The sequence below is a fragment of the Acinetobacter sp. 22323 genome (genome assembly GCF_052044895.1).
In the GTDB taxonomy this organism is placed as follows: Bacteria; Pseudomonadota; Gammaproteobacteria; order Pseudomonadales; family Moraxellaceae; genus Acinetobacter; species Acinetobacter schindleri.
Window position 1 is genome coordinate 85,153 of record NZ_JBQEOL010000011.1, and the last position, 25,504, is coordinate 110,656.

General features: G+C 43.1%; 21 protein-coding genes. 11 read left to right on the plus strand and 10 right to left on the minus strand.

Going from position 1 to position 25,504, the window contains the following annotated elements:
* Window positions 1-110: 110 nt before the first annotated feature.
* Window positions 111-1,640, minus strand: coding sequence for a lysine--tRNA ligase (gene lysS, locus ACTJIX_RS09260; RefSeq protein WP_004810866.1), 1,530 nt, complete (start codon window positions 1,638-1,640; stop codon window positions 111-113).
* A 376-nt stretch (window positions 1,641-2,016) separates the two neighbouring features.
* On the opposite strand from lysS, the gene ACTJIX_RS09265 reads away from it, so the two are divergent.
* Window positions 2,017-2,523 carry a YqiA/YcfP family alpha/beta fold hydrolase gene (locus tag ACTJIX_RS09265; protein ID WP_004810867.1) on the plus strand — a complete coding sequence of 169 codons (507 nt, stop codon included), beginning with the start codon at window positions 2,017-2,019 and terminating at the stop codon, window positions 2,521-2,523.
* 68 nt (window positions 2,524-2,591) lie between these two features.
* Here ACTJIX_RS09265 and ACTJIX_RS09270 read toward each other — a convergent pair whose 3' ends face one another.
* On the minus strand, window positions 2,592-3,134 hold the full coding sequence (locus ACTJIX_RS09270; protein WP_005221224.1) for an adenine phosphoribosyltransferase: 543 nt from the start codon (window positions 3,132-3,134) through the stop codon (window positions 2,592-2,594).
* 497 nt (window positions 3,135-3,631) lie between these two features.
* Here ACTJIX_RS09270 and rubA point away from each other — a divergent pair, with 497 nt between their 5' ends.
* The 4 genes from rubA (at window position 3,632) to oxyR (ending at window position 6,966) form a co-directional block, all read left to right on the plus strand.
* The gene (rubA, locus tag ACTJIX_RS09275; RefSeq protein ID WP_004783011.1) at window positions 3,632-3,796 is read left to right on the plus strand and encodes a rubredoxin RubA; all 165 of its coding nucleotides are present in this window, start codon (window positions 3,632-3,634) and stop codon (window positions 3,794-3,796) included.
* A gap of 78 nt (window positions 3,797-3,874) precedes the next feature.
* Window positions 3,875-5,053: an NAD(P)/FAD-dependent oxidoreductase gene (locus ACTJIX_RS09280; RefSeq protein WP_440611372.1), complete on the plus strand. Its 1,179-nt coding sequence runs from the start codon at window positions 3,875-3,877 to the stop codon at window positions 5,051-5,053.
* Between the two features lie 56 nt (window positions 5,054-5,109).
* Window positions 5,110-6,054 (plus strand): esterase EstB, encoded by a 945-nt coding sequence (gene estB, locus ACTJIX_RS09285; RefSeq protein WP_004810873.1) that lies wholly within the window; start codon window positions 5,110-5,112, stop codon window positions 6,052-6,054.
* A 12-nt stretch (window positions 6,055-6,066) separates the two neighbouring features.
* Entirely contained in the window at window positions 6,067-6,966 is a 900-nt protein-coding gene (oxyR, locus tag ACTJIX_RS09290; RefSeq protein WP_004810876.1) for a LysR family transcriptional regulator OxyR, read from the plus strand.
* Window positions 6,967-7,081: 115 nt separating this feature from the next.
* Here oxyR and ppk1 read toward each other — a convergent pair whose 3' ends face one another.
* Together ppk1 and mtgA are read right to left on the minus strand one after the other, a co-directional pair.
* Window positions 7,082-9,163, minus strand: coding sequence for a polyphosphate kinase 1 (gene ppk1, locus ACTJIX_RS09295; RefSeq protein WP_440611373.1), 2,082 nt, complete (start codon window positions 9,161-9,163; stop codon window positions 7,082-7,084).
* A 128-nt stretch (window positions 9,164-9,291) separates the two neighbouring features.
* Entirely contained in the window at window positions 9,292-9,966 is a 675-nt protein-coding gene (gene mtgA / locus ACTJIX_RS09300; RefSeq protein ID WP_440611374.1) for a monofunctional biosynthetic peptidoglycan transglycosylase, read from the minus strand.
* A 77-nt stretch (window positions 9,967-10,043) separates the two neighbouring features.
* On the opposite strand from mtgA, the gene ACTJIX_RS09305 reads away from it, so the two are divergent.
* Window positions 10,044-10,862, plus strand: a complete 819-nt coding sequence (locus ACTJIX_RS09305) for a rhomboid family intramembrane serine protease (protein WP_440611375.1) — start codon at window positions 10,044-10,046, stop codon at window positions 10,860-10,862.
* A gap of 18 nt (window positions 10,863-10,880) precedes the next feature.
* On the opposite strand, the gene ACTJIX_RS09310 is transcribed toward ACTJIX_RS09305, so the two are convergent.
* A complete protein-coding gene (locus ACTJIX_RS09310; RefSeq protein WP_440611376.1) occupies window positions 10,881-13,355 on the minus strand; it encodes an ABC transporter permease in 2,475 nt (824 codons plus the stop codon).
* A gap of 1 nt (window position 13,356) precedes the next feature.
* Entirely contained in the window at window positions 13,357-14,082 is a 726-nt protein-coding gene (locus ACTJIX_RS09315) for an ABC transporter ATP-binding protein (protein ID WP_262467327.1), read from the minus strand.
* Window positions 14,083-14,160: 78 nt separating this feature from the next.
* Here ACTJIX_RS09315 and ACTJIX_RS09320 point away from each other — a divergent pair, with 78 nt between their 5' ends.
* The gene (locus ACTJIX_RS09320; RefSeq protein ID WP_392388380.1) at window positions 14,161-14,727 is read left to right on the plus strand and encodes an arylesterase; all 567 of its coding nucleotides are present in this window, start codon (window positions 14,161-14,163) and stop codon (window positions 14,725-14,727) included.
* 35 nt (window positions 14,728-14,762) lie between these two features.
* Here ACTJIX_RS09320 and ACTJIX_RS09325 read toward each other — a convergent pair whose 3' ends face one another.
* Window positions 14,763-15,377 (minus strand): carbonic anhydrase, encoded by a 615-nt coding sequence (locus ACTJIX_RS09325; RefSeq protein WP_004810892.1) that lies wholly within the window; start codon window positions 15,375-15,377, stop codon window positions 14,763-14,765.
* Window positions 15,378-15,683: 306 nt separating this feature from the next.
* Between ACTJIX_RS09325 and ACTJIX_RS09330 the strand changes: the two genes are divergently transcribed.
* Together ACTJIX_RS09330 and ACTJIX_RS09335 are read left to right on the plus strand one after the other, a co-directional pair.
* A complete protein-coding gene (locus tag ACTJIX_RS09330; RefSeq protein WP_004810894.1) occupies window positions 15,684-16,721 on the plus strand; it encodes an alpha/beta fold hydrolase in 1,038 nt (345 codons plus the stop codon).
* A 14-nt stretch (window positions 16,722-16,735) separates the two neighbouring features.
* Window positions 16,736-17,743 carry a hypothetical protein gene (locus ACTJIX_RS09335; protein ID WP_262467325.1) on the plus strand — a complete coding sequence of 336 codons (1,008 nt, stop codon included), beginning with the start codon at window positions 16,736-16,738 and terminating at the stop codon, window positions 17,741-17,743.
* Between the two features lie 39 nt (window positions 17,744-17,782).
* Here the strand turns inward: ACTJIX_RS09335 and ACTJIX_RS09340 are convergent, their stop codons facing one another.
* Entirely contained in the window at window positions 17,783-19,846 is a 2,064-nt protein-coding gene (locus ACTJIX_RS09340; RefSeq protein ID WP_262467323.1) for a TonB-dependent receptor domain-containing protein, read from the minus strand.
* Window positions 19,847-20,024: 178 nt separating this feature from the next.
* Entirely contained in the window at window positions 20,025-20,663 is a 639-nt protein-coding gene (nfuA, locus tag ACTJIX_RS09345; RefSeq protein WP_004810902.1) for a Fe-S biogenesis protein NfuA, read from the minus strand.
* Between the two features lie 160 nt (window positions 20,664-20,823).
* On the opposite strand from nfuA, the gene ACTJIX_RS09350 reads away from it, so the two are divergent.
* Window positions 20,824-21,441 (plus strand): rhomboid family intramembrane serine protease, encoded by a 618-nt coding sequence (locus ACTJIX_RS09350; RefSeq protein WP_008304768.1) that lies wholly within the window; start codon window positions 20,824-20,826, stop codon window positions 21,439-21,441.
* Between the two features lie 201 nt (window positions 21,442-21,642).
* Window positions 21,643-23,184 carry a hypothetical protein gene (locus tag ACTJIX_RS09355; protein WP_440611377.1) on the plus strand — a complete coding sequence of 514 codons (1,542 nt, stop codon included), beginning with the start codon at window positions 21,643-21,645 and terminating at the stop codon, window positions 23,182-23,184.
* A 371-nt stretch (window positions 23,185-23,555) separates the two neighbouring features.
* On the opposite strand, the gene ACTJIX_RS09360 is transcribed toward ACTJIX_RS09355, so the two are convergent.
* Window positions 23,556-25,175, minus strand: a complete 1,620-nt coding sequence (locus ACTJIX_RS09360) for an inorganic phosphate transporter (RefSeq protein WP_017401556.1) — start codon at window positions 25,173-25,175, stop codon at window positions 23,556-23,558.
* Window positions 25,176-25,504: the final 329 nt, after the last annotated feature.

The window sequence follows — 25,504 nt, forward strand, 5'->3', positions numbered from 1 at the left end:
TATAAAAACTATTTTAGCTTACGCTGCTCTTTTACAATGTCTAGCTTATGTAGCGAAAAAACTAATAAAAAAACCCGCAACATGTGCGGGTTTTTTATTAGTTTTTTTACTTAAGCGTGTTTATGACGCATGTGCGGGAACAGGATCACGTCACGGATACTTGGCGCATTGGCAAAAATCATCACCAGACGGTCAATACCGATACCTTCACCCGCTGTTGGAGGTAAGCCATATTCTAATGCTTCAATAAAGTCTGCATCGAAGTGCATTGCTTCATCATCGCCTGCGTCTTTCTCGGCAACCTGTGCCTGGAAGCGCTCAGCCTGGTCGATCGGATCATTCAATTCTGAGAAACCATTTGCCAGCTCACGACCACCAATAAAGAATTCGAAACGGTCAGTGATATGTGGATTGTCATCATTACGACGAGCCAGTGGAGAAGTTTCTGCTGGATATTCAGTAATGAATGTTGGCTGACGCAGTTTAGTTTCTACTGTTTCCTCAAACACGATAGTTTGCAGTTTACCCAAACCAAAACCTGGTTTCACCTGTTCTTTCAGCTCTTCCTGAACGTATTTTGCCAGAAAGTCACGGTCGCCTACATTTTCAGGCGTGAACTGTGGGTTGTGCTCAAGAATCGCATCAAACATTGAGATTTTCTTGAATGGACCTTTGAAGCTAAATACTTCTTCGCCATAAGGCACATCAGTTGTACCCAAAATATCCAATGCCAGTTTTTCCAGCATTTGCTCAGTCAGTTCCATCAGGTCTTTATAGTCTGCATAAGCCTGGTAGAACTCGATCATGGTGAATTCCGGGTTATGACGAGTTGAAACACCTTCATTTCGGAAGTTACGGTTAATTTCGAACACTCGCTCAAAACCACCGACAACCAGACGTTTCAAATAAAGCTCAGGCGCAATACGCAAGAACAATGGCATGTCCAACGCATTGTGATGTGTTTCAAATGGACGCGCAGAAGCACCACCTGGAATCACGTGCATCATTGGTGTTTCCACTTCCATATAACGTTTTTCAGTCAGGAAGTTGCGGATACCAGCGACCACTTTAGCGCGGATTTCAAAAGTCTTACGTGTTTCTTCATTCACGATCAGATCCAGATAACGCTTACGATACTTCACTTCTGTATCTGTTAAGCCGTGGAATTTGTCTGGAAGTGGACGAAGTGATTTTGTTAGTAATTCGAATTGTTCGATATGTACATACAGATCGCCTTTACCCGAACGACCGATATAACCTTCAACGGCAATGATATCACCAAGGTCTAGACCTTTAATTGTAGCAAGTACTTCAGCATCTAATTCTTTACGAGGAACATAAAGCTGAATACGGCCAGTCATGTCCTGAATCACAATGAATGAACCACGGTTCAACATCACACGACCCGCAACTTTTACATACACCTTTTCGCCTGCTTCAATTTCTTCTTTTGATTGGTCAGCGAACTGGTCTTGAAGATCTTGCGCATAGTGCTCACGCTTGAAAGTATTTGGCCATGGGCTCTTGCCGGTTTCCTTGGCTTGATCTTCGATTTGCTTTAACTTGGCATGACGCTGTGCAATTAAATCGTTTTCGGAAATGATTTGTTCAGAAGTCGATTGAGCGTTAGTTTGCGTCATCTCTGCCTCGAATAAGATTAGTTAAAAAATAGAAGGTGCATACAATAGCAGATTTTGCAGTTAAATCGTAGCGTCCAGCAGCATCTCAATTGGCTTTTCTTTTCTAATATCTCGGGAAGACTCAAATTCCTCTTTTGGGCAGGGCCTTTCACCCTAACCAAGCCGAGGAATATACAGTTTTAATTGACCAATTAATCAAAAAATAACGTTTTAATATCAAATTCTTTACAGAACCTTTCAGTCTTTTTGACTAAGGTCGGCTTGGACTAAAGTCTTTAGACCAAATGCTAACTTCATTCCCTGTATAGAAGTTCTACAATGCTCCCTGACGCAAATCATTGCCGAACTATAAAACGAATTGATACGAACCACCATAATGAGCCAATGCACCTCTAAAATCCTGTTTTTTCATGGACTTGATTCTTCACGAGAATCTACGAAATTCCATGCCATCGATGCCGATCATAAATATTGCATTGATGTGGATTACCGCAACCTCAATTATGCGACTGTGGCAGAGTTTTATAACGAGATGATTGAAAAAATTCATCCAGATATTCTGGTTGGGCACAGTCTGGGGGGTTACTGGGCATTGAAAATGTCACAGCAACACCAGATTCCTTGTGTAATTGCCAATCCAAGCCTAGCCCCCTATTTCCGCGATGATTATCCTGCAATTTGTGATAATGACCTACAACATGACATTCCTCAGCTTGCCTATATTGAGTTAGGCGATGAAATACTGGATATGCATGCAGTACAGTCCCAACTAGAAGATTATATGCAGGTAGAAGCGGTTCCCGGTGGACATCATCGCCTTGAAACACCGGAACGGATCAATCCCCTGATCCTGCAAATCCAACAGAATCTGCAAAAAAGTTAAGTATTACATTTAAAGAAGCCATAAAAAAAGCCCTGCATATTGCAGGGCTTTTTATTCATCTTTTGCCCTTAAGCGGCATTAGCTTCAGGCTTAGATTTGTCATCCAATACAGACCAGATATTCAGCCCAAGATCACTATGTAAATCAGGTAGATCAAGAAAAATGCTCGCGCCGAGTACTTTATGATTACATTTTTCAGCCAGTTCATTGACAGCTTTCAATGTACCGCCAGTAGCCAATACGTCATCTACAATAATCACTTTTTGTGATTGAACCTCAGCAGACATTTCCAGACGGTCCAGACCGTATTCCAGGCTATAACCCACACCAACCACTGGAGGTGGTAATTTACCTGCCTTGCGAACCAACAACAGGCCCTTGCCGGTACGTTGTGCCAACAAGCTTGCCAATACAAAGCCACGTGCTTCAACAGCAATAAAGCTATCTACTTCTGCCAGTTTTTCAGCAGGAATGCTTGCAATCAAAGCATCAGTTAATGAACCGATGTTATTCATGAAAAGCGGTGTTAAGTCAAAGAAACTAATACCCGGCTTTGGAAAATCCTGGACAGTACGAATGTGAGACCACAATGAAGTAGACATATTGCTCATGGGAGATCGTTAGATAAGAAAAAGGAACCGGCAAATTTTAAACTGAATTACGACTAAAGGATAGGGAAAACCGAGTATTATTGCAGCAACACCCCTATTGACATGCAATTATTTACTTATATTTCATTAATTTATAAGAGCACTTTTTTCATAAAAACTTTAATGATTGTTTTAAATCCATGAATCATTACCCGACGGTAAAATATTGTTTTATTTCTCTCAGTGTGAGAAACAATAAGCTTTTATTTATTTGCATAAATAAAATTATATTCCGGCATTTCTAAGAGAATAAAAAGCTTGAGTAAAGGACTTTTACTGAACCGGATCACTATTCTGCTTTTAATTTTGCTGTTTAAACTGTTATCTACTTTACTTTCTGAACAGAACTGCGTAAAAATTTAGCCAAATATGTCCGCTATTAAATGCCATATTATTAGAGTCTTGCCTGTTTAGGATTTTTGAGCCAGCTTCCATATTCGCTGGTTTTGGAGAGTTACATGAAAAAATATCAATGCATCGTTTGTGGATGGATTTACGACGAAGCGGAAGGTTGGCCTCAGGACGGGATCGTCCCTGGTACTAAATGGGAAGATATTCCAGATGACTGGACCTGCCCAGACTGTGGCGTTTCTAAAGTCGATTTTGAAATGATCGAAATCTGATTTCGCCCAAACAAAGGCCATATTGAGTGGTCTTTTTTTATGCCTTTCTACTATCTATAAAAAAGCATGGAGTTAAATATGCATCCTATCGTCATCATTGGTTCAGGTATGGCAGGCTATGCTGTCGCACGCGAATTCCGCAAGCTGAATCCAGACCATGAACTCGTCATGATTTGTGCCGATGATGCAACCAACTACGCCAAACCGACACTTTCCAATGCTTTAGTGGGCAAAAAAGCACCCGAAAATATTGCCTTGGGCGATGCTACCAAAATGGCAGCTCAGTTAAATATGCGTATTGAAACGCATACTTGGGTTAAAGCCATAGATGCTACTGCACATGAACTGACTGTTGTAAAAGATCAGTCTGAGCAAAAACAGGCATATTCAAAACTGGTTCTTGCAGTGGGTGCACAGCCAATTCGTCTGGCAATTGCCGGTGATGGCAGTGATGACATTCATGTGGTCAACAACCTGAATGATTATAAAGCTTTCCGTGCCAGCCTGGAAAAGCGTGAAGATAAGCGCGTAGTGATTTTGGGTGCCGGTTTGATTGGCTGTGAATTTGCCAATGACCTTCAGCACACGGACCATCAAGTGACTGTAATTGACTTGGCACCTCAGCCTCTAGCCCGTTTATTGCCTTCACATGTTGCAGATGTTTTCCAGCAAAACCTGGAAGAAACTGGTATTAACTTTGTATTAGGCACGACTGTAGAGAAAGTCTCTAAAGTCGAAAATGGTGACTACCTGGTGACATTAGCCAATGGTCAGTCAGTCGTTGCAGATGTGGTTCTGTCTGCGGTGGGCTTGCAACCAAATGCCTCGGTAGCCAAAGAGTCTGGTGTACAAATCGGTCGCGGTATCTTGACCAATAGCCAGCTCGAAACGAATTTAGCTGATATTTTCGCTGTCGGTGACTGTGCTGAAGTGAATGGTACTTTATTGCCTTATGTGATGCCAATCATGCAGCAGGCGCGTGCGCTGGCTAAAACCTTGAATGGTGAAACGACAGCAGTGCATTATCCAGCAATGCCTGTTGCGGTAAAAACACCTGCTGCCCCCCTGACTGTACTGCCTGCACCCGCCAATGTTGATGTGACCTGGGACACTGAAGAGTTTGAGGATGGCATGATTGCCAAAGCCACAGATACTGAAGGAACCCTGCGCGGCTTTGTACTATTAGGCGCTACCGCAGCGAAACAGCGTCTTACATTGACTAAGCAGGTTCCTGACTTGATTCCTGTATCAGTTTAAGGTTTAAATACAAAGGACATTCTTTGTACAGAATGTCCTTTTATAGGGAACTTAACATGAATAGTCATGTGCAATCGAGTCTATTACCATCACCATATACTGCTTTCATGCATGAAACCAAGGTTGACCTTGGCAATGGTATTGAATTGCATGTAGAGGTAGGTGGTCAGGAGAATCACCCGACCTTATTGCTGATTATGGGCCTGGGTGCACAGATGCTGTATTGGCCGGACTTTTTCTGTAAATCTTTTATCGACCAAGGTTTCCGGGTCATCCGTTTTGATAACCGCGATATTGGCCTATCCTCTAAAGTCCATCATAAAGGTCCACGATTAAATACCATTAAACTGATGAGTCGCTTCATGCTAGGCCTGGGTAACCAGGGAGCACCTTATACCCTGTATGACATGGCAGATGACGTCAGTCTGTTGATTGATAAAATGGAATTGGATGAGGTGTATGTGCTCGGTGCTTCGATGGGTGGTATGATTGCCCAGATTCTGGCAGCACGTTATCCTGAAAAGGTTAAAAAGCTGGCTCTGTTATTTACCAGTAACAATCAGCGTCTATTACCTCCACCATTTCCAAAACAGCTCTTTAGTCTGATTGGCAAACCCGCTTCGCAGGATGAAAATGGTATAATTGACCATAGCTTGAAACTGTTTAACATTATTGGCTCGCCTGGTTATATTAATCAGCTTGAGGCAATGCAGACCGCCCGTAAATTATATAATCGAAGTTATTACCCAGCGGGTGTACTTCAACAGTTTTTAGCAATATTATGTACGGGCTCGTTGCTGCAACTGGATAAGCAAATCCGACAAGAGACACTTGTAGTTCATGGTTCTCAAGATCGCTTGCTACCACCTAGCCATGGTAAGGCTGTTGCGAAAGCAATATCAGGTGCTAAATTTGAATTAATTGATGGAATGGGGCATGATATCCCACCGCATTTTATTCCATATCTTAGCGAATTATTTGCTGATCATTTTAAATCATAAAATTAGGACACTATGGCTGCATTACCATCCCTAAGACAGCTGTCATATCTCGTAACACTGTCTGAGACGCTGCATTTTACAGAAGCTGCTCGCCGTTCATTTGTGACCCAGTCCACCCTATCGGGCGGGATCATGGAGTTGGAGCGTTTACTCGGGGGCGTTCTTGTTGAACGTGATCGCCAGAATGTACGCTTGACTCCACTCGGAGAGCAAGTGGTTGCACGCGCTCGTGTTCTACTGGCTGATGCTCAGGACTTGATGCGTTTAAGTCGTGAGATGAGTGAACCTTTAACAGGTGATCTGCATTTAGGTGTGATTCCGACCATTGCGCCGTTCATTCTGTCGCAACTTCTTGATGAAGTGCATAAACAGTTGCCGAAAATTCAGCTGCATCTGCACGAAGCACAAAGTGAAAAAATTGTTGAAAAACTGGAACATGGCAACCTGGATATGGTTGTACTGGCCCTGCCTTTTGATACACGTAGTCTAAAAGTTGCTGAAATTGTGAAAGAAGATCTGTATGTGGTTCACCACAAGTCAGATCAGAATGCAGCTCAGGCCACTTCCTTAGAAGATCTGGATCTTTCTCGTTTGATGTTACTTGAAGAAGGCCACTGTCTACGTGATCATGCTTTAAGTGCTTGTCCAATTGGTGAGCGTAAGAATGATCATCGCCTGAAAGCAAGCTCATTGCCAACGCTGATCGAGATGGTATCTTCCGATCTTGGTTTTACCCTGTTGCCTGAAATTGCACTTCATACCAACATGATTAAAGCCAATCCTGAGCTTCAGGTGAAAAAGATTGCTGCTGCACCAAGCCGTACCTTGGCATTGGTGACACGCAAGAGTACACCGCTACAAAGTGAATTCGATGTACTGCTACCTATCCTGCAAAAGATCGCGCAGCAATAATGATACTGCTATAGCGTAAAAAAGGAGCTCACACTGGCTCCTTTTTTGTTTTTAGAGACAGCATATTTATATAAAAAGAGACTGAAAATTCAGTCTCTTTCTAAAAGATTATGTCTTATTTAAAGGTTTCCAGTAACACGCGCTGTGCATTATGCGGCTGTTCACCTTGCGCAGGTTGTGCACGGATCCAGGTACCATCACTTTGCAGCAACCAGGATTGCTGGTTATCTTTGAGATAGTTTAATAAGCCTTGCTGATAGATGCGTTTCTTCAATGTTTCATCTTCAATCGGGAAACAGGCTTCAACACGATTAAACAGGTTACGGTCCATCCAGTCTGCGCTTGAGCAATAAATGCGGGAATTGCCATTATTGCTAAAGTAATACACGCGAGTATGTTCCAGGAAACGTCCGACGATGGAACGAACGCGGATATTTTCCGACAAGCCCGGCAAACCAGGACGTAAACAGCAGATCGAACGGATAATCAGGTCAATCTGCACGCCTGCTTGCGATGCTTCATACAATTTATTAATGAGCTGTAGTTCTGTCAGCGCATTCACTTTGACAATGATCTGAGCCTTTTTGCCTTCTTTGGCATTGGCAATTTCATTGTCAATGTAATTCACCAGCTGGGTATGCAATGTAAATGGTGCATGTAACAGCTTTTTCAGCTTGGCCATTTTTCCCATACCGGTAAGTTCCTGGAAGATACGGTGTACATCTTCACATAGTTCTTTGTCTGTAGTTAACAGTCCATAATCGGTATAGATACGTGCATTACCCGCGTGATAGTTCCCGGTACCCAAGTGTACATAGCGCACCAGCTTGTTATTTTCACGGCGTACCACCAGAATCATCTTGGCATGAGTCTTATAGCCAACAATGCCATAGACAACTACGGCCCCCGCTTCTTGCAGGACATTGGCTACAGCGATATTAGACTCTTCATCAAAACGCGCACGCAATTCGATGACCGCAGTCACTTCCTTGCCATTCCGTGCTGCTTCAGCCAGTACCTGAACAATTTCCGAGTCCGCTCCACTACGGTATAAAGTCTGCTTGATCGCCAGTACTTGTGGATCACGCGCAGCCTCACGCAGTAATGAAATTACGGGCGAGAATGATTCAAAGGGATGATGTAGCAAGATGTCCTGTTTTTGCATCGCGCTAAAGATATTTTCTGATTTCTTTAGTACTTTCGGTACGATTGGCGTATGTGAATCATAACGCAAATGTGGACGTTTAAAATTCGATAACAGACGTGCCAGATTCACCGGTCCGGCAACCTTGTACAGATGCTCTTCTTCTAAATCAAATTCATCCAGCAGGTATTCATAAATATGTTTTGGACAGTTTTCTGTAACTTCCAGACGTACTGCACGTCCAAAACGACGCGAGTTCAATTCGCCTTTTAAGGCAATCGCCAGATCTTCGACATCTTCGTTTAAAGCCAGATCAGCATTACGGGTTACACGGAACTGATAGCAACCTGTTGCAGTCATACCCGGGAACAGGTCAGAAACATGTTCATGTATAATTGCGGAAAGCATCACATGATGTTCCTTGCCGCCTGTTAATTCATCCGGTAAACGCACCACACGTGGTAGTGAACGTGGTGCAGGAACAACAGCCAGATCGATCTGACGGCCAAAAGCATCCTTCCCTTCCAGCGTCACAATAAAGTTCAGCGACTTATTCACCAAACGCGGGAATGGATGGGCTGGATCCAGGCTGATCGGGGTTAAGACGGGTGCCACCTGTTCCTGAAAATATTTTTTTATCCATTGTGACTGTGCTGGTGTCAGTTCACCGCGGCGCAGGAAACAGATATCTTCTTCACGCAGTTTAGGCAGAATTTCTTCATTCAGAATGCGGTACTGGCGTTCAATGGCAGCATGCGCAGTTTTGGAAATTTGATCCAGCACCTGCTTAGGCATTAGCCCATCCGGACTACGACTTTCATTGCCCAGATCCAGCTGTTCCATCACCCCAGCTACACGAATTTCAAAGAACTCATCCAGATTACGCGAGAAAATCAGCAGAAAGTTCATGCGTTCAAGCAGTGGATGTAAAGGATCGACAGCCTGTTCCAAGACACGCAAATGGAAATCCAGAATAGACAATTCCCGGTTAATGTACCGGTCATTATAGGTATATTCAGTTTGTACCGAAGGGCTGTTGGCTGCCGTATTCATATTGAACCTTTAATCGTTTTAAAGCCTGAGTCAATAGTATCAGTATGCTTCAAATTTATGACAATTTCATAAAAAAAGCCCGAATTCTCGGGCTTTATGGCAATTTTTTTTATAACGATTTTTTACTGTCAGGGTAATTCTGCATAGCGTATATAACGTTGAATCATGCGTTTACGTGCTTTTAAAGCAGAAGCATTGCGATTTTCTTCAAAATATTTTGGATTGGTCAAAATTGCCGCCAAGAAAATTGCCTCTTCTCTGGTCAGACTTTCTGAAGTTTTACCAAAATAATGTTTGGCGGCCGCTTCCACCCCGTAAATATGATGACCAAACTCAATCGAGTTTAAATACACTTCAAGAATACGCTCTTTCGACCACATGCGTTCCATCATCCAGGTGGCAACCGCTTCCTGACCTTTACGCAGGAAAGAACGTTTGTTGAACAGGAACAGATTTTTTGCCAGCTGCTGGGAAATGGTAGATCCCCCCGCAACAACTTTACCCTGCTCTTTATTACGGCTTAAAGCTGTTTGAATCCCATCCCAGTCAAAACCATGATGATGCACAAATTTTCCATCTTCCGCAGTCACCACTGCTTTTTTCAGATTGGTACTGATCTCATCATAAGGACGCCATTGGTGTTGAATGGGCTTGGAGGGTTCAGTCCAATAATCGATCCGCATCATCATCGTGGTATTGACCGGATTAAAACGCCACCAGGCCAGGCTGGCAAAGATCCAGAGTTGAATACATAAAACCACACTGAACAGCAGCAAGAATATTCGGATTAGAAAAGCTTTCATGTCAGTGGGTTACTCCTGAAGATGTTATTTTTTCGTGTTAAGCTTATTTGAAATATCTCATACAGCGCAAGAATAGCATGTCTGAATACGCACCTCCTTCCATTCACCGTAAACTGGACGTCCACACCTGGTGGTTTACTGCGGTATTGATTGCAGTGAATGTCGGATTGTTTGCCTGGCAGATTTTTACTGGCACAGATGCCAGCCATCCAAGTACGCAAGATGCCATCCGCTGGGGTGCTGATTATGCACCTTTTACTTATCTGGCGGAACCCATTCGCGTATTCAGCAGCATGTTTTTTCATTTTGGCCTGATTCACTTAATGTTAAACATGTGGGCGCTTTATATTTTTGGCAGCGTGGCAGAACAGCTATTTGGGCGCTGGTATTTTGTTGGCCTCTATCTTTGTGCTGGGCTGATGGGCAGTCTGTTCAGCGGTTATATGAATATTCAGGATAGTTATGCCTTAATTGAAGGTGGGGTCGCCAATCCAGGACTTTTACCAAGCGTAAGTGCTGGTGCATCGGGTGCTGTCATGGGCCTGGGCGGTGCACTGACAATCTTGTCGATTCTGCCAGTTCTTCCACGTCAGCGCTTTATTTTAGATAAAAAAACCCTGCTGATGGTGATGGGGATTAACCTGTTTATGGGGTTTATGATTGCTGGCATTAACAATGCTGCACATATTGGTGGCATGATTATGGGCGCTGTGCTGGCTGTACTCTGGTATGCCGGGCAAAAGCTACAACGCGCAGGTTTTATTCAATTCATCGCACTCATAGCTGCTTTAGCAGCCTGCTATGGGCTTTATCAATATAACTTGATCCAGATTGATCCTATTAAGCCGCTCTGGCAGGAAATTCTGGAGATGATGCGTCAGCAGTTAAAACTGTAACTGACGCATTTTCAATTTTTATTGATTCAGTTCGCGCAGACTTTGCAGCGGTGGAATATCACTCAGATAACTCAGTCGATAACGACCAATCAGTGCACAGAGTAAAGTCATAAAGATCGGAAGAATCAGCCAGATTTCCCAGTGTGGCTGAATCGGTAATTCCATGCGGTAACTGGCGACGGCGCTAATCACTTCGGCAAACAGGCAAGATACAATTCCGGCACATAGACCAATAAAACCAATTTCCAGACTAAGCATGGTTTTCAGTTTCTGTTTGGAACTTCCGAATGAGCGAAGTAAAGCCACCTCTCGCTTACGTTCATCCATGAGCAGATTCAGACAGGCAATCAGAACCAGTATTCCGGCCACACTCACCAGTAAGGCCAGGATAGTCACGATCTGCACCAATACATTCACAATACGCTTGATCTCGTTCAGAATCAGGCTGACATCGATAAAGACCGTATTAGAAAACTGCTGGATCAGCTGAACCAGTTTTGGTCGTTCCTGTTCCGGCACATAGAAACTGCCCAGATAACTACCGGCATTGGCATCCATGGTATTCGGAGTAAAGATAAAGAAAAAATTCGGACTAAAGCTTTCCCACTCCACACTACGCAGATTCACCACTTTGGCTTCCAGTGGTCCCTCAGGTAAGCTAAACGTCAGCTTATCTCCAATCTTGATTCCCAGTTCTTCCGCAGTCGTGGCTTCAACTGAAACTTCTCCCGGCTGTTTCAATTGCGCTTCGCCACTTAAAATCACATTGTCTTGTGGATACTGATCGGTCTGGGTCAGGTTCAGTTCACGGCGTAGTGTATTACTCTTTTTGACTAAGTCTGCAGCAAATGGCTGATCATTTTTGGCAATCAGACGGCCACGAATATTCGGATATAGCGGCGTACTGTTCCAGCCATTTTGCTCTAACTCGGCCCTCAACTGTGGCATCTCAAAAGGCGGCAAGCCATAGACAAACTGGTTCGGTGTACCTTCTGGTAACTGCTGTTGCCAGCGTTCCAGTAGATCGGTACGCAATACGGCTAATACAGTAATCAGACTCAGGCCCAGTGCCAAAGCGGTGATCTGTAATGCAGTCTGATACGGTGTCCGTACATAAGCAGAAATCCGGGATTTTGTATTACGCAGGACTTTCAGCAAGCCCCATACGGTGAGATACAGCACAGCGCAAAGCAGAATAATGGCACCAATTACCCAAGCCGTTAATACAATATTCTCGGTGAGCACCACACTGAAAATAATCAGGCTCAGTGTCCCACTCACCAGCATCCACAACATGGAATGTACGGATTTTTCTTCCTGACGGATAACCCGGATCGGTGCAGTATTGAGTAGTTGCCACAAACTTGGCAGCACAAAACCAAGCAACACCACAGCACTGGTCAGCATCGCAATCGGTAATGGACCTGATAGCATCGCCATTGCCGAGAATTGCAGCTGCAGATGTGGAATCAGCTGTAACATGAGTTGCAGCAAAGCATAACCTAAACTGATGCCAACAATGGTGCCTATGAGCATTGCGATTGCCAGTACCAGTCCAAGTAATGCCAGATAAGCCGCCAGAATTTGCTGTTTCGTCGCGCCGATACAACGCATTAACGCAATATGATCCTGATTCTGCTGTACATAGCGCTGTGCGGTTAAGGCAATCGCGATACCACAAAGCAAGATGGTCAAAATATTTGCCAACTGCAAAAAGGTATCCAGATTAGCAATCGGCTTCATCAAACGGGTATTGCTTTCACTGGCATTTCTTAGACGCCGACTATTCTGCTCCTCAAACTGTTGTTCCTCAGCTTCTGTATTCACACCCGGTTTAACAATCTCCTTAAAGTCTTTTTGATAGGTTTGAACGCTGTCCGGATCACCTGCCATGAGCAGGCGATAATCAATCCGGCTACCAACCTGAATCGCATTGGTTCGTGCCACATCTGCCTGAGAGATAATTACGGTCGGTGAGAAACCTGAGAAGCCTAATTCCTGATTAGAGTCATAGTCAATCACGGCAGTAATCTTGAATGAGGCATCGGCAATATTGACCTGATCCCCCACTTTAACTTTGAGCAGATCCATGGCACGCTGACTGAGCCAGATTTCACCCGGTTTTAATTGTTTAGCTTCAGGTTTGACTCTTAGCTCACCGCGTAAAGGAAAAGCAGTATCAATCGCTTTGACATTGACCATGACAAATTCGTCATTGATATGTGCCATACTGCCAAATACAGTAACCTCCGATTGCTGCAAACCCAGCTGATCAGCCTTTTCTCGCCAAGCATCTTCGATTGGCTCGTTATTACTGAGTAGCAGATCTCCAGCCAGCATTTCCGCAGCTTGCAATGCCACGGCATTCTGAATCTGCTCATTACTGAACTTAAGCGCTGTGGTCGCGCTAATTGCCAGGGTCAATGCAATAATCAGCAGATAAATGCCCGTAGTCTTAAAACTTTGAGTCAGTAAAGGACGGAAGAGGTTCATATCATCCTCCATTCACATGTTCAGTTAACTGACCATTGCTTAACTCAAAATGACGCTGGCACAGTTGCGCCAGTTTCTGGTCATGGGTCACGAGAATTAAAGTGGTACCCAATTCATGGTTTAACTGAAATAACAGCTGTTCAATTTCCTTGGCGGTCTCCCCATCCAGATTACCAGTCGGTTCATCAGCAAAAATGATTTTTGGCTCACTGACCAGAGCACGGGCAATCGCAACACGTTGCTGTTCCCCGCCAGAAAGCACTTTAGGGGTTTGCTGGGCCTGACGGTCCAGCCCTACTCTTTGCAACAGATTCAATGCCTTTTGTTCAGCTGCGGCATAATTGAAATTTGGCTGTAAACGTAAGGGCAACATCACATTTTCTAATGCAGTCAGGTGTGGCAACAGCTGAAAAGACTGAAACACAAAACCGATATTTTCCAGTCTGACCTTGGCTCGCTGTTCTTCATTCATTTCAGTAATGGATTCGCCACAGACCTTTAACTGACCTGAACTGGCCTGATCCAAGGTTGCCAGTATGCCCAGTAAGGTGGATTTCCCAGAGCCGGATCGTCCGGTAATCGCTACCTGTTCTCCAGCCAGAATCTCCAGATTGAGGTCCTCAAAAATCGTCAACTGTTTTTGTGATAGTTGTATCTTTTGTGTCAATTGTTGAGCAGAAATTATTGGCTGTGGCATGATGGTAGCTTTCTGGCGATCTTGAATCATACTTTTCCTATGCATCTGAATATTCAAATTCTAAAGTCTTATCTATTCCGCAGCTTAGCACTGTTTGGCCTGTGCCTGATGCCGGTGCTGGTTTCAGCAAAGACCATTATGATTCTGGGTGACAGCTTAAGTGCGGGTTATGGTATTCAACCTGAACAGGGTTGGGTCAATCTGTTGCAAAAACGTTTAAACCAACAGTATCCGAAACAGCATAAAGTGGTCAATGCAAGTGTGAGCGGTGAAACCACCAGCGGTGCACTGGCACGTCTGCCTAAACTCCTCCAGACCCACAAGCCACATATTGTCGTGATTGAACTGGGTGGTAATGATGGCCTACGTGGTCAGCCGCCACAGATGATTCAGAAAAATCTGGCAAATCTGGTTCAGCAAAGTCAGAAAGCCAAAGCAAAAGTCATTCTTTTTGGCATGAAAATGCCGCCAAATTATGGTCAAAGTTATACAAAAGCTTTTGAAAATAATTACAAGGTGGTGAGCCAGCAATATAAAGTGAAATTGTTACCATTCTTTTTGAATGGGGTGGCAGGAAATAAAAACTTGATGCAACAGGATCTGGTACATCCAAATGCCAAGGCACAAAGTACCCTGTTAAACAATGCTTATCCATATATTAAAGGCGCCCTCTAAAGCGCCTTTAATATCATTCATTCTTAAGATTCAAATTAGAAATCAAAAAAGGTGACTTCACCAGTTTCCAGTGAGTATTCAGCACCCACCACCAGTAATTTGCCTTGTGCAATGAGATTTTCCAGTACTGCTGAACCATGACGTAACTGGTTCACAGAAGCAAATACATTCGAACGTACTGCATGCTTAGACAGTTTGTTCAGGTCATCCTTCAGTTCAGTCTGCATTAGAATTTCAACTGATGGACGTACACGGTTAACAATTGACATCAGATTTGCAGATGGCGGAGTTGCCGGATTGGTCAGTGCTTCAATCGTAGAATGAATTGCGCCACAATGTGTATGACCCAAAACAATGACTACAGGACAACCAAAGCTTTCTGCAGCAAACTCAACACTACCAACCTGAGACGGCGCGACAATATTCCCTGCTACGCGAATGACAAACAGATCACCCAAACCTTGGTCAAATACCATTTCTGCTGGCACACGTGAATCTGAACATCCTAAAACAATAGCAAATGGTTCCTGACTTTCTGCCATTTCAGCACGTTGCTGATGCGATAATAATTTTAAATGCTGCGTTTCACCGTTGACAAAGCGTTGGTTACCCTTTTTAAGACGTTCTATAGCTTCCTGAGCTGTGAGCATTCGTGTTTACCACCGTTGTTTTAAGTTGCAATATTTTAATCCTCTGATTTATGAATGTCACTTGCAAAAAATCAGCTTGTCTAAATTTCTATCAGTAGACCTGTATCACACTAATATTTCAATTTTAATCAGAGTTCACATGAAAACTGAATTTTTTTCACTTATGTGGATAACTTATTGGTGACATTACTTCACAATTATTTACAATAGAAATAACTCTATGATTTTATCCGAACAAGGTGGATTTGCTTCAGGATAAAACTGTTTTGAACAGTACACTGGATGCAAGACAAGGAATGTGACGCCATGATAAGAAAATTAATAAAGCGCTCAAAATTACTCTGCGCCATGACCCTAATATTAGCCCCAAGCTTCAGCACACTAAGTCAGGCCCAAGTCAGTTTTCCTACGCGTGCTCAGCCAGGCAATAATATTCTTAGCCAGTATCTGGTTCAGGAACGGCTACAGGCGGGTCTGAAAAGCAAAACGCTGAAAGTCGGTCATATTTCCTGGAGCTATAACGAGGGCGGGAATGTCAATAAACCCTCTATTTTACTGATTCATGGTCTGGCGGGCACCAAAGACGACTGGAATCGTGTCGCACGGTTTCTTACCCCTTATTATCATGTGATCGTTCCAGATTTACCCAATAATGGTGACACCCGTACACCCGCAGATTTTGATTTCTCAGTACCGAATGTAACCTCTCAACTGCGTATCTTTCTGGAAGCTTTGGATGTCGATGAGAATCTGCATGTTGCTGGACATTCTCTAGGGGGGTCGATTGCCACAGTTTATGCTTCTCAATATCCTTTCGATACGCAAAGCCTGTTCTTACTGAATAGTGCCGGAATCTATAAAAACGCCAATACGCGCTATACCCGTGATCCATATGCTTTAAAGAACCTGATTGTAAGCAAACCGGGAGATCTGGAAGATGTCAGTCATAAACTGATGCAGCATCCGCCCGCTCTCTCAGATCAGTTAAAACACGCCCAGGAAAAACTGCTGATTTCCCGTTCCGAGCAGACCAGCAAAGCCATTGATCAAATTGTCATGCTGAGCCGGATCTATACCCCGGAAACATTTGCTCGTTTGACCCGTACTGTAGAAGCACCAACGCTGATTTTATGGGGTAAGCAGGATCGTATTATTAATGTTGAGGTGGCTAAAGAGCTGCACTCCTTATTTAAACGTGCCGAAACACCAGTTATTCTGAACAATGTTGGTCATATACCGATTCTTGAAGCAGAAAGACAGGTTGCACAGTATTATTTACCTTTTCTTGCAAAGACACAGACACTAAAAAATCCACTTGCTGATAAACTCATCCCTTTAAATTAACTTTTAGAATCAATATGCAGAAACACCCGATGATTGAGCAATTGATCGAAGCTCAGCTTGACTTTCTAGATCAGTCATTTGTTCAATCTGAAACGATTCAAAATGAGTTTCAGACTTTTTATCTCTGGTTCCGCAAACAGACCCTGAAAGATCTGTGGAGTCCGATGCAAATTAACCTGCTATTGCAAAAACAAATATTAGGCACAGCAGCCAGCTCTTTTCTGATTGAACAGATTGCAGAACATATCCGTTTTGCTCTGGTCCACCCTGCAAATGACAATACCAAGATTGCCGATGTGATTCCTGTACTGACCATTGATAAGATTGCTCAGTATGTCGCAAGTAAAAGTGGTCATCGTCAGCGCCTGATCAAGAAAGTAGTGAGTAATCCGGCCTTCTCTGCCATGATCAGCCAATTGATCCAGCATTCAATTCAGGATTATCTGGATAATTCGGTGATTGCCAAAAGCGTACCCGGCGTTTCCCGCTTTATGAAAATGGGCAAGTCTGTACTGGAAAATGTCACTGATACCAGTCTGGACAATACCATTGCCAAATACTTGCAAAAGAATATTCTCAAGCTTGGCCAGTTGAGTGAAAATATCCTGAACCAGCATTTTGATGATGAAAAACTCTATCATTTTCAAGCGAATCTCTGGCATAAAATCAAAGACATGCCTCTGTCCGTATTAAAGAATTATATTGAAGTACAAGATCTGACCCAGACTGTGAATTTGGGCCATGAAATCTGGGATCACATGCGCCAGACCGATTATCTGCAACAGCAGATACAGGATGGCGTACATGCCTGGTATGTCCGTAATCAGGAGCACACTTTTGATCTGCTACTTCGTGATCTGAATATCGATGAGTCGCTGATTCAGCATGAACTGAATGCCTTGCTGACACCGATTATTCAGCAGATGATTTCACAAGGCTATTTACGTGAACGTGCACGCCAATATCTGGAACAGTTTTATTATTCCAAAAGTACACTGAATATCTTAAAGATTGAAGTATAAAAAAAGCCGCTTCACGCGGCTTTTTTTATACTCACAGATTTAGAATTTTGCATTTAAGCTGATACCGTAACGACGACCATCTAATAATTGGTCACCATCAATATCTTCTGCTTTTTCATCCAGCAGATTATAGACCCCAAATTTACCTGTCAGGCTCGGGCTAAATTTGTAGTTAAAACCAAGGTCTATAAATTGATAGCCTGGATTCGGCTGGGCTATAGAGGTACGACTCAGGTAAGCAGATGTTTCAGAACGATGGTGCAAGCGGCTCCATACATTTAATGCATCGCTTAATTCATAATCTACCCCGATATTGAACATATGTTCTGGCATCTGGTTCAGTGGCTGACCTTTAAAATCACCCGACTTAAACTCGGAATCTGTATAAGTATAATTTGCAGTTAATGTCGTATAGTCATTTAAAGTAGCTTCTAAAGTAGCTTCCACACCACGAATTTCTGCTTCATCCACGTTAATACGCTCACTGATGAAGTAAAACGGCGTGTCTCCTTCGAAACATGTCCAGTTTTGCCAGTTATTTCGGTTTGTCGTTGTACCACCGGTATCGGTTTCACAGGCACGCACTTCGGTAATACGGTCTTCATATTTAGTGATAAAGCCGGTAATAGAAGTACTGATATAATCATTTTTCCAGTTGAAGCCCAGTTCAGTAGATAGACTCGATTCAGGTTCTAAATCCGGATTCGCACGAATGATGCCACGCCCTGTTGGTAATGGTGAACCGCTACCACCGGTAACACTATAGAAACCTTCAGTGGCTGCACGAATATCAGGTTGTTTATAACCTGTAGCTACACCGCCTTTTACAACAAAATTATCATTTATAGCGTACACCCCATACAGACGTGGTGATAAATGACCACTATAGTTTTCATCATGGTCATAACGTAAGCCGGCTGTTAAATCGAAACGATCTGTCATGCTCCAGGTATCTTCCAAGAACGCTGCAGCAGACCAGCGCGTCAATTCACTAAACTCAGGTGAATTCGGATTACGGTTAGTGGCTTTATCTTCGAGCTTTTCATCTTTAAAATATCCACCAAATGATAAAGTATGGTCACCCAACAACAAATTCCATTGACTGTTAGCAGTCCAGGTATCTAAGGTAATTCCTTTGGTACCCAGTTCCGTATTGCCTCGATCCGGATTTTTTGAATTTTCATATTGAATATATGATGAACTGTCCAAGTTATCGTTATAACGGCCATTATGAGTTACTGAATAAACATTACGATAATTGCGCGAGAACGAATCTGCAGCACCTTGAGCGGGTGCTACCGTTTTACCGACTGAAGTCGTAGATTCCTGTTGCACAAAATTGGCTTCAACTTGTACATCATGATCATCATTAATCGCATAGGTCAAACGCGAGTTTAAGCTTTCACGCTCGGTGCCACGGAAGCCGCCAATATAACGATCTTCATTACGTTCCTGCTTATTGACTGTCAGTTGCAAGCCAAGCTTATCTGCAATTAAAGGACCGGCAAGATATACAGAACCATTTTTGATATCACCTGAGCGGTTACTATCCTGAATGATGGTCCCTAACTCAATATTGCCAGACCATTCATCAGACACTTTTTTGGTAATGATATTGACTACCCCGCCCATGGCGTCTGTGCCATAAAGAGTTGATGCTGGACCACGGATAATTTCAATACGTTCAATTGCGGCAATTGGTGGCAGGATATTTTTTTCAAAACCACCGTCATCACCATTTGGGTTCACATCTTTACCATATTGACGCTTACCATCTACTAGAAACAAGGTGTAATTTGAGCTCATGCCACGAATACTGATGGTCTGTGCAGAACCTGCACCTGAAACTACGACCCCTGGCGTATTACGCAATACATCGGTAATGTCGTTATATTCACGCTTTTCTAATTCTTCACGATCAATGACCGTAATGGATGCAGGTGCTTTAGCCAGGTCTTGTTCATAACCTGTTGCAGTTACCACAATCGTTTGCAGTTTCGCAGCTTCAACTTGTGGAGCACCAACTTCTACTGCAAATGTATTGCCCGCCATTGCCGAGCCGATTGCAAAAGCTAACGTCGATTTCAAAAACGGTGTGTTCATACTCTATTTACGCCCCAAAAGTAGATTTATGAAGAAATATTGATGGAATTGTGACGCATTGTATCAAATGTTACTCTAAATACAATTACTATTGATAATTATTATCATTATTAAATACAAATAAAAAAAAGACCTCAATATTTGAGGCCTTTTTTATAAGCTAAATTTTATTCGCTACTTACTTGAAGTATGCACCTTCAGCCTGACTATGGTCAGTCTGGTCAACCACACGTGCAAGTTCTGGAACGTGCTGTTTCAAAGTCGTTTCAACGCCTTGTTTCAAAGTCACGTCAATTGCTGAACAGCCCTGACAGCCGCCGCCAAATTTAAGTACAGCAGTCAAACCGTGTTCAGGATCTTCAACCACTTCAACCAGTGCACAGTTACCACCATGACCTGCCAGACCTGGATTAATTTCTGACTGAAGCACGTAAGTGATACGTTCTTCTACAGAGGCATCAGGACCTACACGTGGCACTTTAGAGTTTGGTGCGCGGAAAGTCAGCTGACCACCAAAACGGTCTTTGTTGTAATCAATTACTGCATCAAGCAAATAAGGAATAGATGGAGTATCGATGTACGCAGGAAATTCTGGATAATCCTGTTTGTAATCTGTCGGTACAACTTCATCTGGTGCACTATAAGCCATGCAACATTCAGCGCGCGGTGTACCCGGATTTTCCACGAAAACGCGTACACCAATACCTGGTGTATTTTGCTTTTCCAGTAGATCCTTTAAATACTCTTGTGCAGTCGGTGTAATCAATAGATTTGGAATTTCTTCTGTAACTGCAGTGCTGCTGTTCTCAGTCGACATAACAATAATTTCCTCAAGCTGAAGCTGCCATTTTAACTGAAGATGCGGGGTAAATTTAAAATTTCAACTAAAATTGTCGGATTTATTATAAAAGTACTACCTAAATGTCAGAATAATGGCAAGATTAGGGATCACTACTTCAGAATTAGAACTGCCGTCTATGCTGCATTTACCCTTTAATCATACCGTTACCCTTATTCTGATTACCTGCATCATCTCTTTTATTGCCTTTTCCAAAGAGCAGGTCATGAACCGTCTGATTTTCTGGCCACCAGCAATTCAACGTGGTCAATATGACCGTTTTATTTCGCATGGCTTTATTCATGCAGATGGCACACATCTACTGTTCAATATGATTACGCTGTTCTTCTTTGGTAGTATTATCGAGAGCTTTTATCGCCAGTATCTTTATGATCTGGGCTTTGTCCTGTTCTATCTGGGTGGTCTGATTGCAGCCATTATTCCGAGTTATCTGCAAAATAAAAATAATCCACGCTGGGCAAGTCTGGGTGCCTCGGGTGCAGTATCAGCAGTATTATTTGCCTATATTCTGTTTGAGCCATGGAAACTAATTTTCGTGTTTTTTATTCCTGTGCCGGCCATTATTTTTGCAGTACTTTATGTCGCTTATAGTGTCTGGTCTGGCAAACGCGGGAACAGCAATATCAATCACAGCGCCCACCTTTGGGGGGCGGCTTATGGTGTGATTATGACCATTATCCTGGAACCTCGCCTTATTCCACACTTCCTGAATAAACTGGCTCAACTCCCCTTCTAGATTCTTTCATTCATCAAGGGTACTGAGAATTAGTTTTTTAAACGAGTGATGATAAGGAAGCCATATGCTTCCTTTTATTTCGAAACATCTCGTAATAATTTTAAAAGTCAGGATGTCATATATTGCCAACCTTGGAGTGGATTTTGCAGTGATAATGTATACATCTGTATATTAATTGCTGTAAATCGCGAGATATTTTGCATGTCCAATTCCCCAGACGGTCTTCAATTCCCTATTTCTGCTTCACAACAAAAACCTAGCACTTCAAAAATTGGCCGCACTATCATTTCTGAAGCCTTAAACGCTGTTAATCCTGTACATGCCAGCGCAGCTCAACAGGAAAAAAACTGGCGTAAGCAATATCCGGTTCACTTTAAACATCTGGTTGAAGACGGCCTGCGCTCTCCAGGTGCAGCACTGAATATTGCCCAACAAGGTCTGGAAACAGCGCATGCCAGTTTTGAATATTACCGTGATGGCCAGAAGCATCTACTCAAAGATGTAATGTCTTTACCTGCGCAAAACCTGAGTACCTTTCAGCTGAAAGGTCAGTCTGAAAAAGCTCCTGAATGGTATGTGCCTTATCATGGTAAAAAATTGCAGGGACAAGCCCTACTGAACCAGATCCAACTATGGGAAGAACGTGGTATCGTCGAGCCAAGTCATGCTCATGCCCTGCGTGAATGTATTGCCCATCCGGAATGGTTTGACCTGTCAGATCGTACCACGGTGCTGTTCGGTGCTGCTTCTGAAGCGGGTCCACTGACCTGGTTATCTAAATGGAAAGCCAATATCGTGGCAATTGACCTGCCAAATACCCGTGTCTGGAGCAAGATTCTGGATACGGTAAGTGAAGGTAATGCTACTTTATATGCGCCTTCAGCTGAAACTCTGCCAGCGGATACTTCAATTGAAGTTCTAAAAGAAAAGCTCGGTGCCAACCTGCTGATGCAAATTCCAGAAATTGCCCAATGGCTGATTCAGTTCAAGCAAAACCTGGATCTGGCAGCAATCGCCTATCTAGATGGTGAAAAACATGTGCGTGTTTCCATGGCAATGGATGCAATCATGAAACACGTTAGCGAGCAGAAAGCCAATACCAGTTTGATGTATATGTGCACGCCAACTGACGTCTATGCTGTGCCAGAAGAAGTGGTTCAAGCATCACAAAGCAAATACCAGCAACTGTCTAAATTGGAAAGCACTTTGACCAAAGGTATTTCGCTAATCTCACGCAAACATTTCTTTAAGAAAAATGCACAAAATTTATTCAAAGTTGCTGATCAATCCTATGGCATATGTGACTGCTTGGTGGTTGAACAAGGCCCGAACTATGCGCTGGCAAAACGTATCCAGCAGTGGCGTGCGACACTGGCACGTGCCAATGGCCAACGTGTCAGTATTAATATCGCACCTTCTACAACCACTTATTCTGTAACCAAGAATCCGCTGCTTAAAGCTGCGTTTAATGGTGCCAGCCTGTTTGATGTCGAAGCTTTTGCACCAGAAACTACCAATGCGATTATGGCAGCCTTATGGATTCATGATCTGCGTAATCCGGAGTCTGTTGCTAATCCAGATGTAAAACTGAATCATCCACTTGAGCTGATGATGTCCGGTGCAAATCATGGTGGTTTATGGAGAGTGGCTTATCTGGCACGTACTGCACTGCCATTTGCTGCGCTGTATGGTTTTGCGACGGATAAGTTGCCGAAAGGATTGTTAGGTAAGTTGAAGAAGTAAATTGAAAGTTCTTTTTCCTCCTAGGAGATGAGCAGCACTGCTGCGCAAGGAAGAGGTCAATATAGGCTTTGAATCTTTCAAATTTTTATGAATGGACTTTAAGCAGATTGAAGTTGATCCATTCTATACATTCTTTTTTTCTTTACTTTTGAAATATGAGAAGCATGTCTTCGCAAGGTAACAAAAATCTTTTGTTAGGCTGATGATATATCCTGAGTAATTTTTTAAGTATTGCTTTAAAAAATTACGCAAGACAGCCTAACCGCGACATCCCTGTCGCCTTTATCATAATTTAAAACCTTTCGATTTTTAAACTTTTCAAAACGTCATAAAAAACGCTGCCTCAGCAGCGTTTTTTAAATCAAATTTTCTTAGAAAACTTTTAACAGTACCCAGTATAAACCACCTGACAGACAGATCGTCGCTGGCAGTGTGAACACCCAGGCAGAGAGAATCGTTTTCACCATCTGGAAGTTCAGGCCAGACTTGTTCGCTACCATCGTACCTGCAACCGCAGAGTTCAGGACATGAGTCGTTGATACCGGCATACCGAAACCGTCTGCAGCAGCAATTGTAGTCATGGCTACCAGCTCCGCAGACATCCCCTGACCATAAGTCATATGTTGTTTACCAATACGCTCACCTACAGTCACTACAATACGTTTCCAGCCCACCATGGTACCTAGACCAAGTGCCAAAGCAACCGCCACTTTTACCCAAGTCGGGATGTATTGCAGGAATGAATCCAGGTTATCACGATAGTCGTCAACTGTTTTTTCCTGTGCAGCAGTCATCGCAGGTAAAGCTTCTGCTTTATCCAAGCGTTTAAATGCTGTGGTGCTCAAGTACATGTCATTACGGAATTCTGAAACTTGCGCCTCAGGCACATCTTTAATATTCGTGTATGAACCGACTTTTTCACCCAAATGATCCGTTAAGCTTGCCAATGCTGGCACAACTTCAGCATTTAACTCTTTAGTCTGAATATATTTGGTAATTACGGCACGTGCCTGCTCATCCGGAATATCATCATGCTGTGGATAGATCACATCAGCAGTTTGAGCAGATAACTGACCGAAAGACTGGATATGCTGTGCATCAAGATTCTTGTTTAACGAGTATGCCAAAGGTACACAACCGATCAAGATCAGCATGATCAGGCCCATACCTTTTTGACCATCATTTGAACCGTGGGCAAAGCTTACACCAGTACAGGTAAAAATCAGAATGGCACGAATCAGTGGTGGTGGTGGCTTGTTACCTTCAGGTGGCTTAAACAGTTCTAGCTGCTTTCTGAAGATTTTTTTCACCAGCAAGAACAGGATTGCAGCAAAAGCAAAACCGATCAAAGGCGAAAATAACAGCGCCTTACCGACTTTCATCACCTGTTCCATGTCCACACCGGAAGCACCGCCACCTGCATTGAGCAGATAGTTCATGATACCCACACCCAGAATCGAACCAATCAGGGTATGTGAACTAGAAGCAGGAATACCCAGGAACCAGGTGCCCAGATTCCAGAGAATCGCGGCGATCAGCATGGCAAAGACCATGGCAAAACCGGCCCCTGTACCCACGTTCATAATCAGTTCAACAGGAAGTAATGCAATGATCCCGTAAGCAACGGCACCACTGGCCACCATTACCCCAAGGAAATTACAGAAACCTGCCCACATGACTGCAACCGGTGCAGACAATGCGTTGGTATAGATTACGGTGGCAACCGCGTTGGCTGTATCGTGAAAACCATTGACGAATTCAAAGCCCAGCGCAATAAATAGCGCTGTGGCTAAAAGAATCATCGAATACAGACCGATTGCTGGAACATGCGCCAGATCTGAAGTCAACTGAAAGCCGATATAAATCAGCGTAGAAATAATTACAGTCAGAAACACCGGCATAAAAAATTTCGGTGTTGGCACATGAACATTAGTCGACTTATGTGAAGGCGACTGATGGGCTGAACCTGAGGGAGTTTGATTAGAATTCATGCAAGCAGGAATAGAGGATTCAAGAATCCCCATATTGTTCAGTTTAATTGTGACAATTATATGACAAAGCGCCGTCATATAGACCAATTTTTTAGACTTTCTTGCTGCCGTTCATCCTAAAGCTACATACTATCAATGTTAAAACTAAAAAATAAAAATCAATAATTTATTTAAATAAAAACCGTTTATCCACTCAACTTCATTCATGTTTTGCAATAAAATTGATCATTTTCTCAGGACTGTCATTTTCCTGAGCCGGTCACAGTTGACTCTATATTGCCCCAGCCATATGACACTTTCATGAAACTCATTTATATTTTATTTTCGGT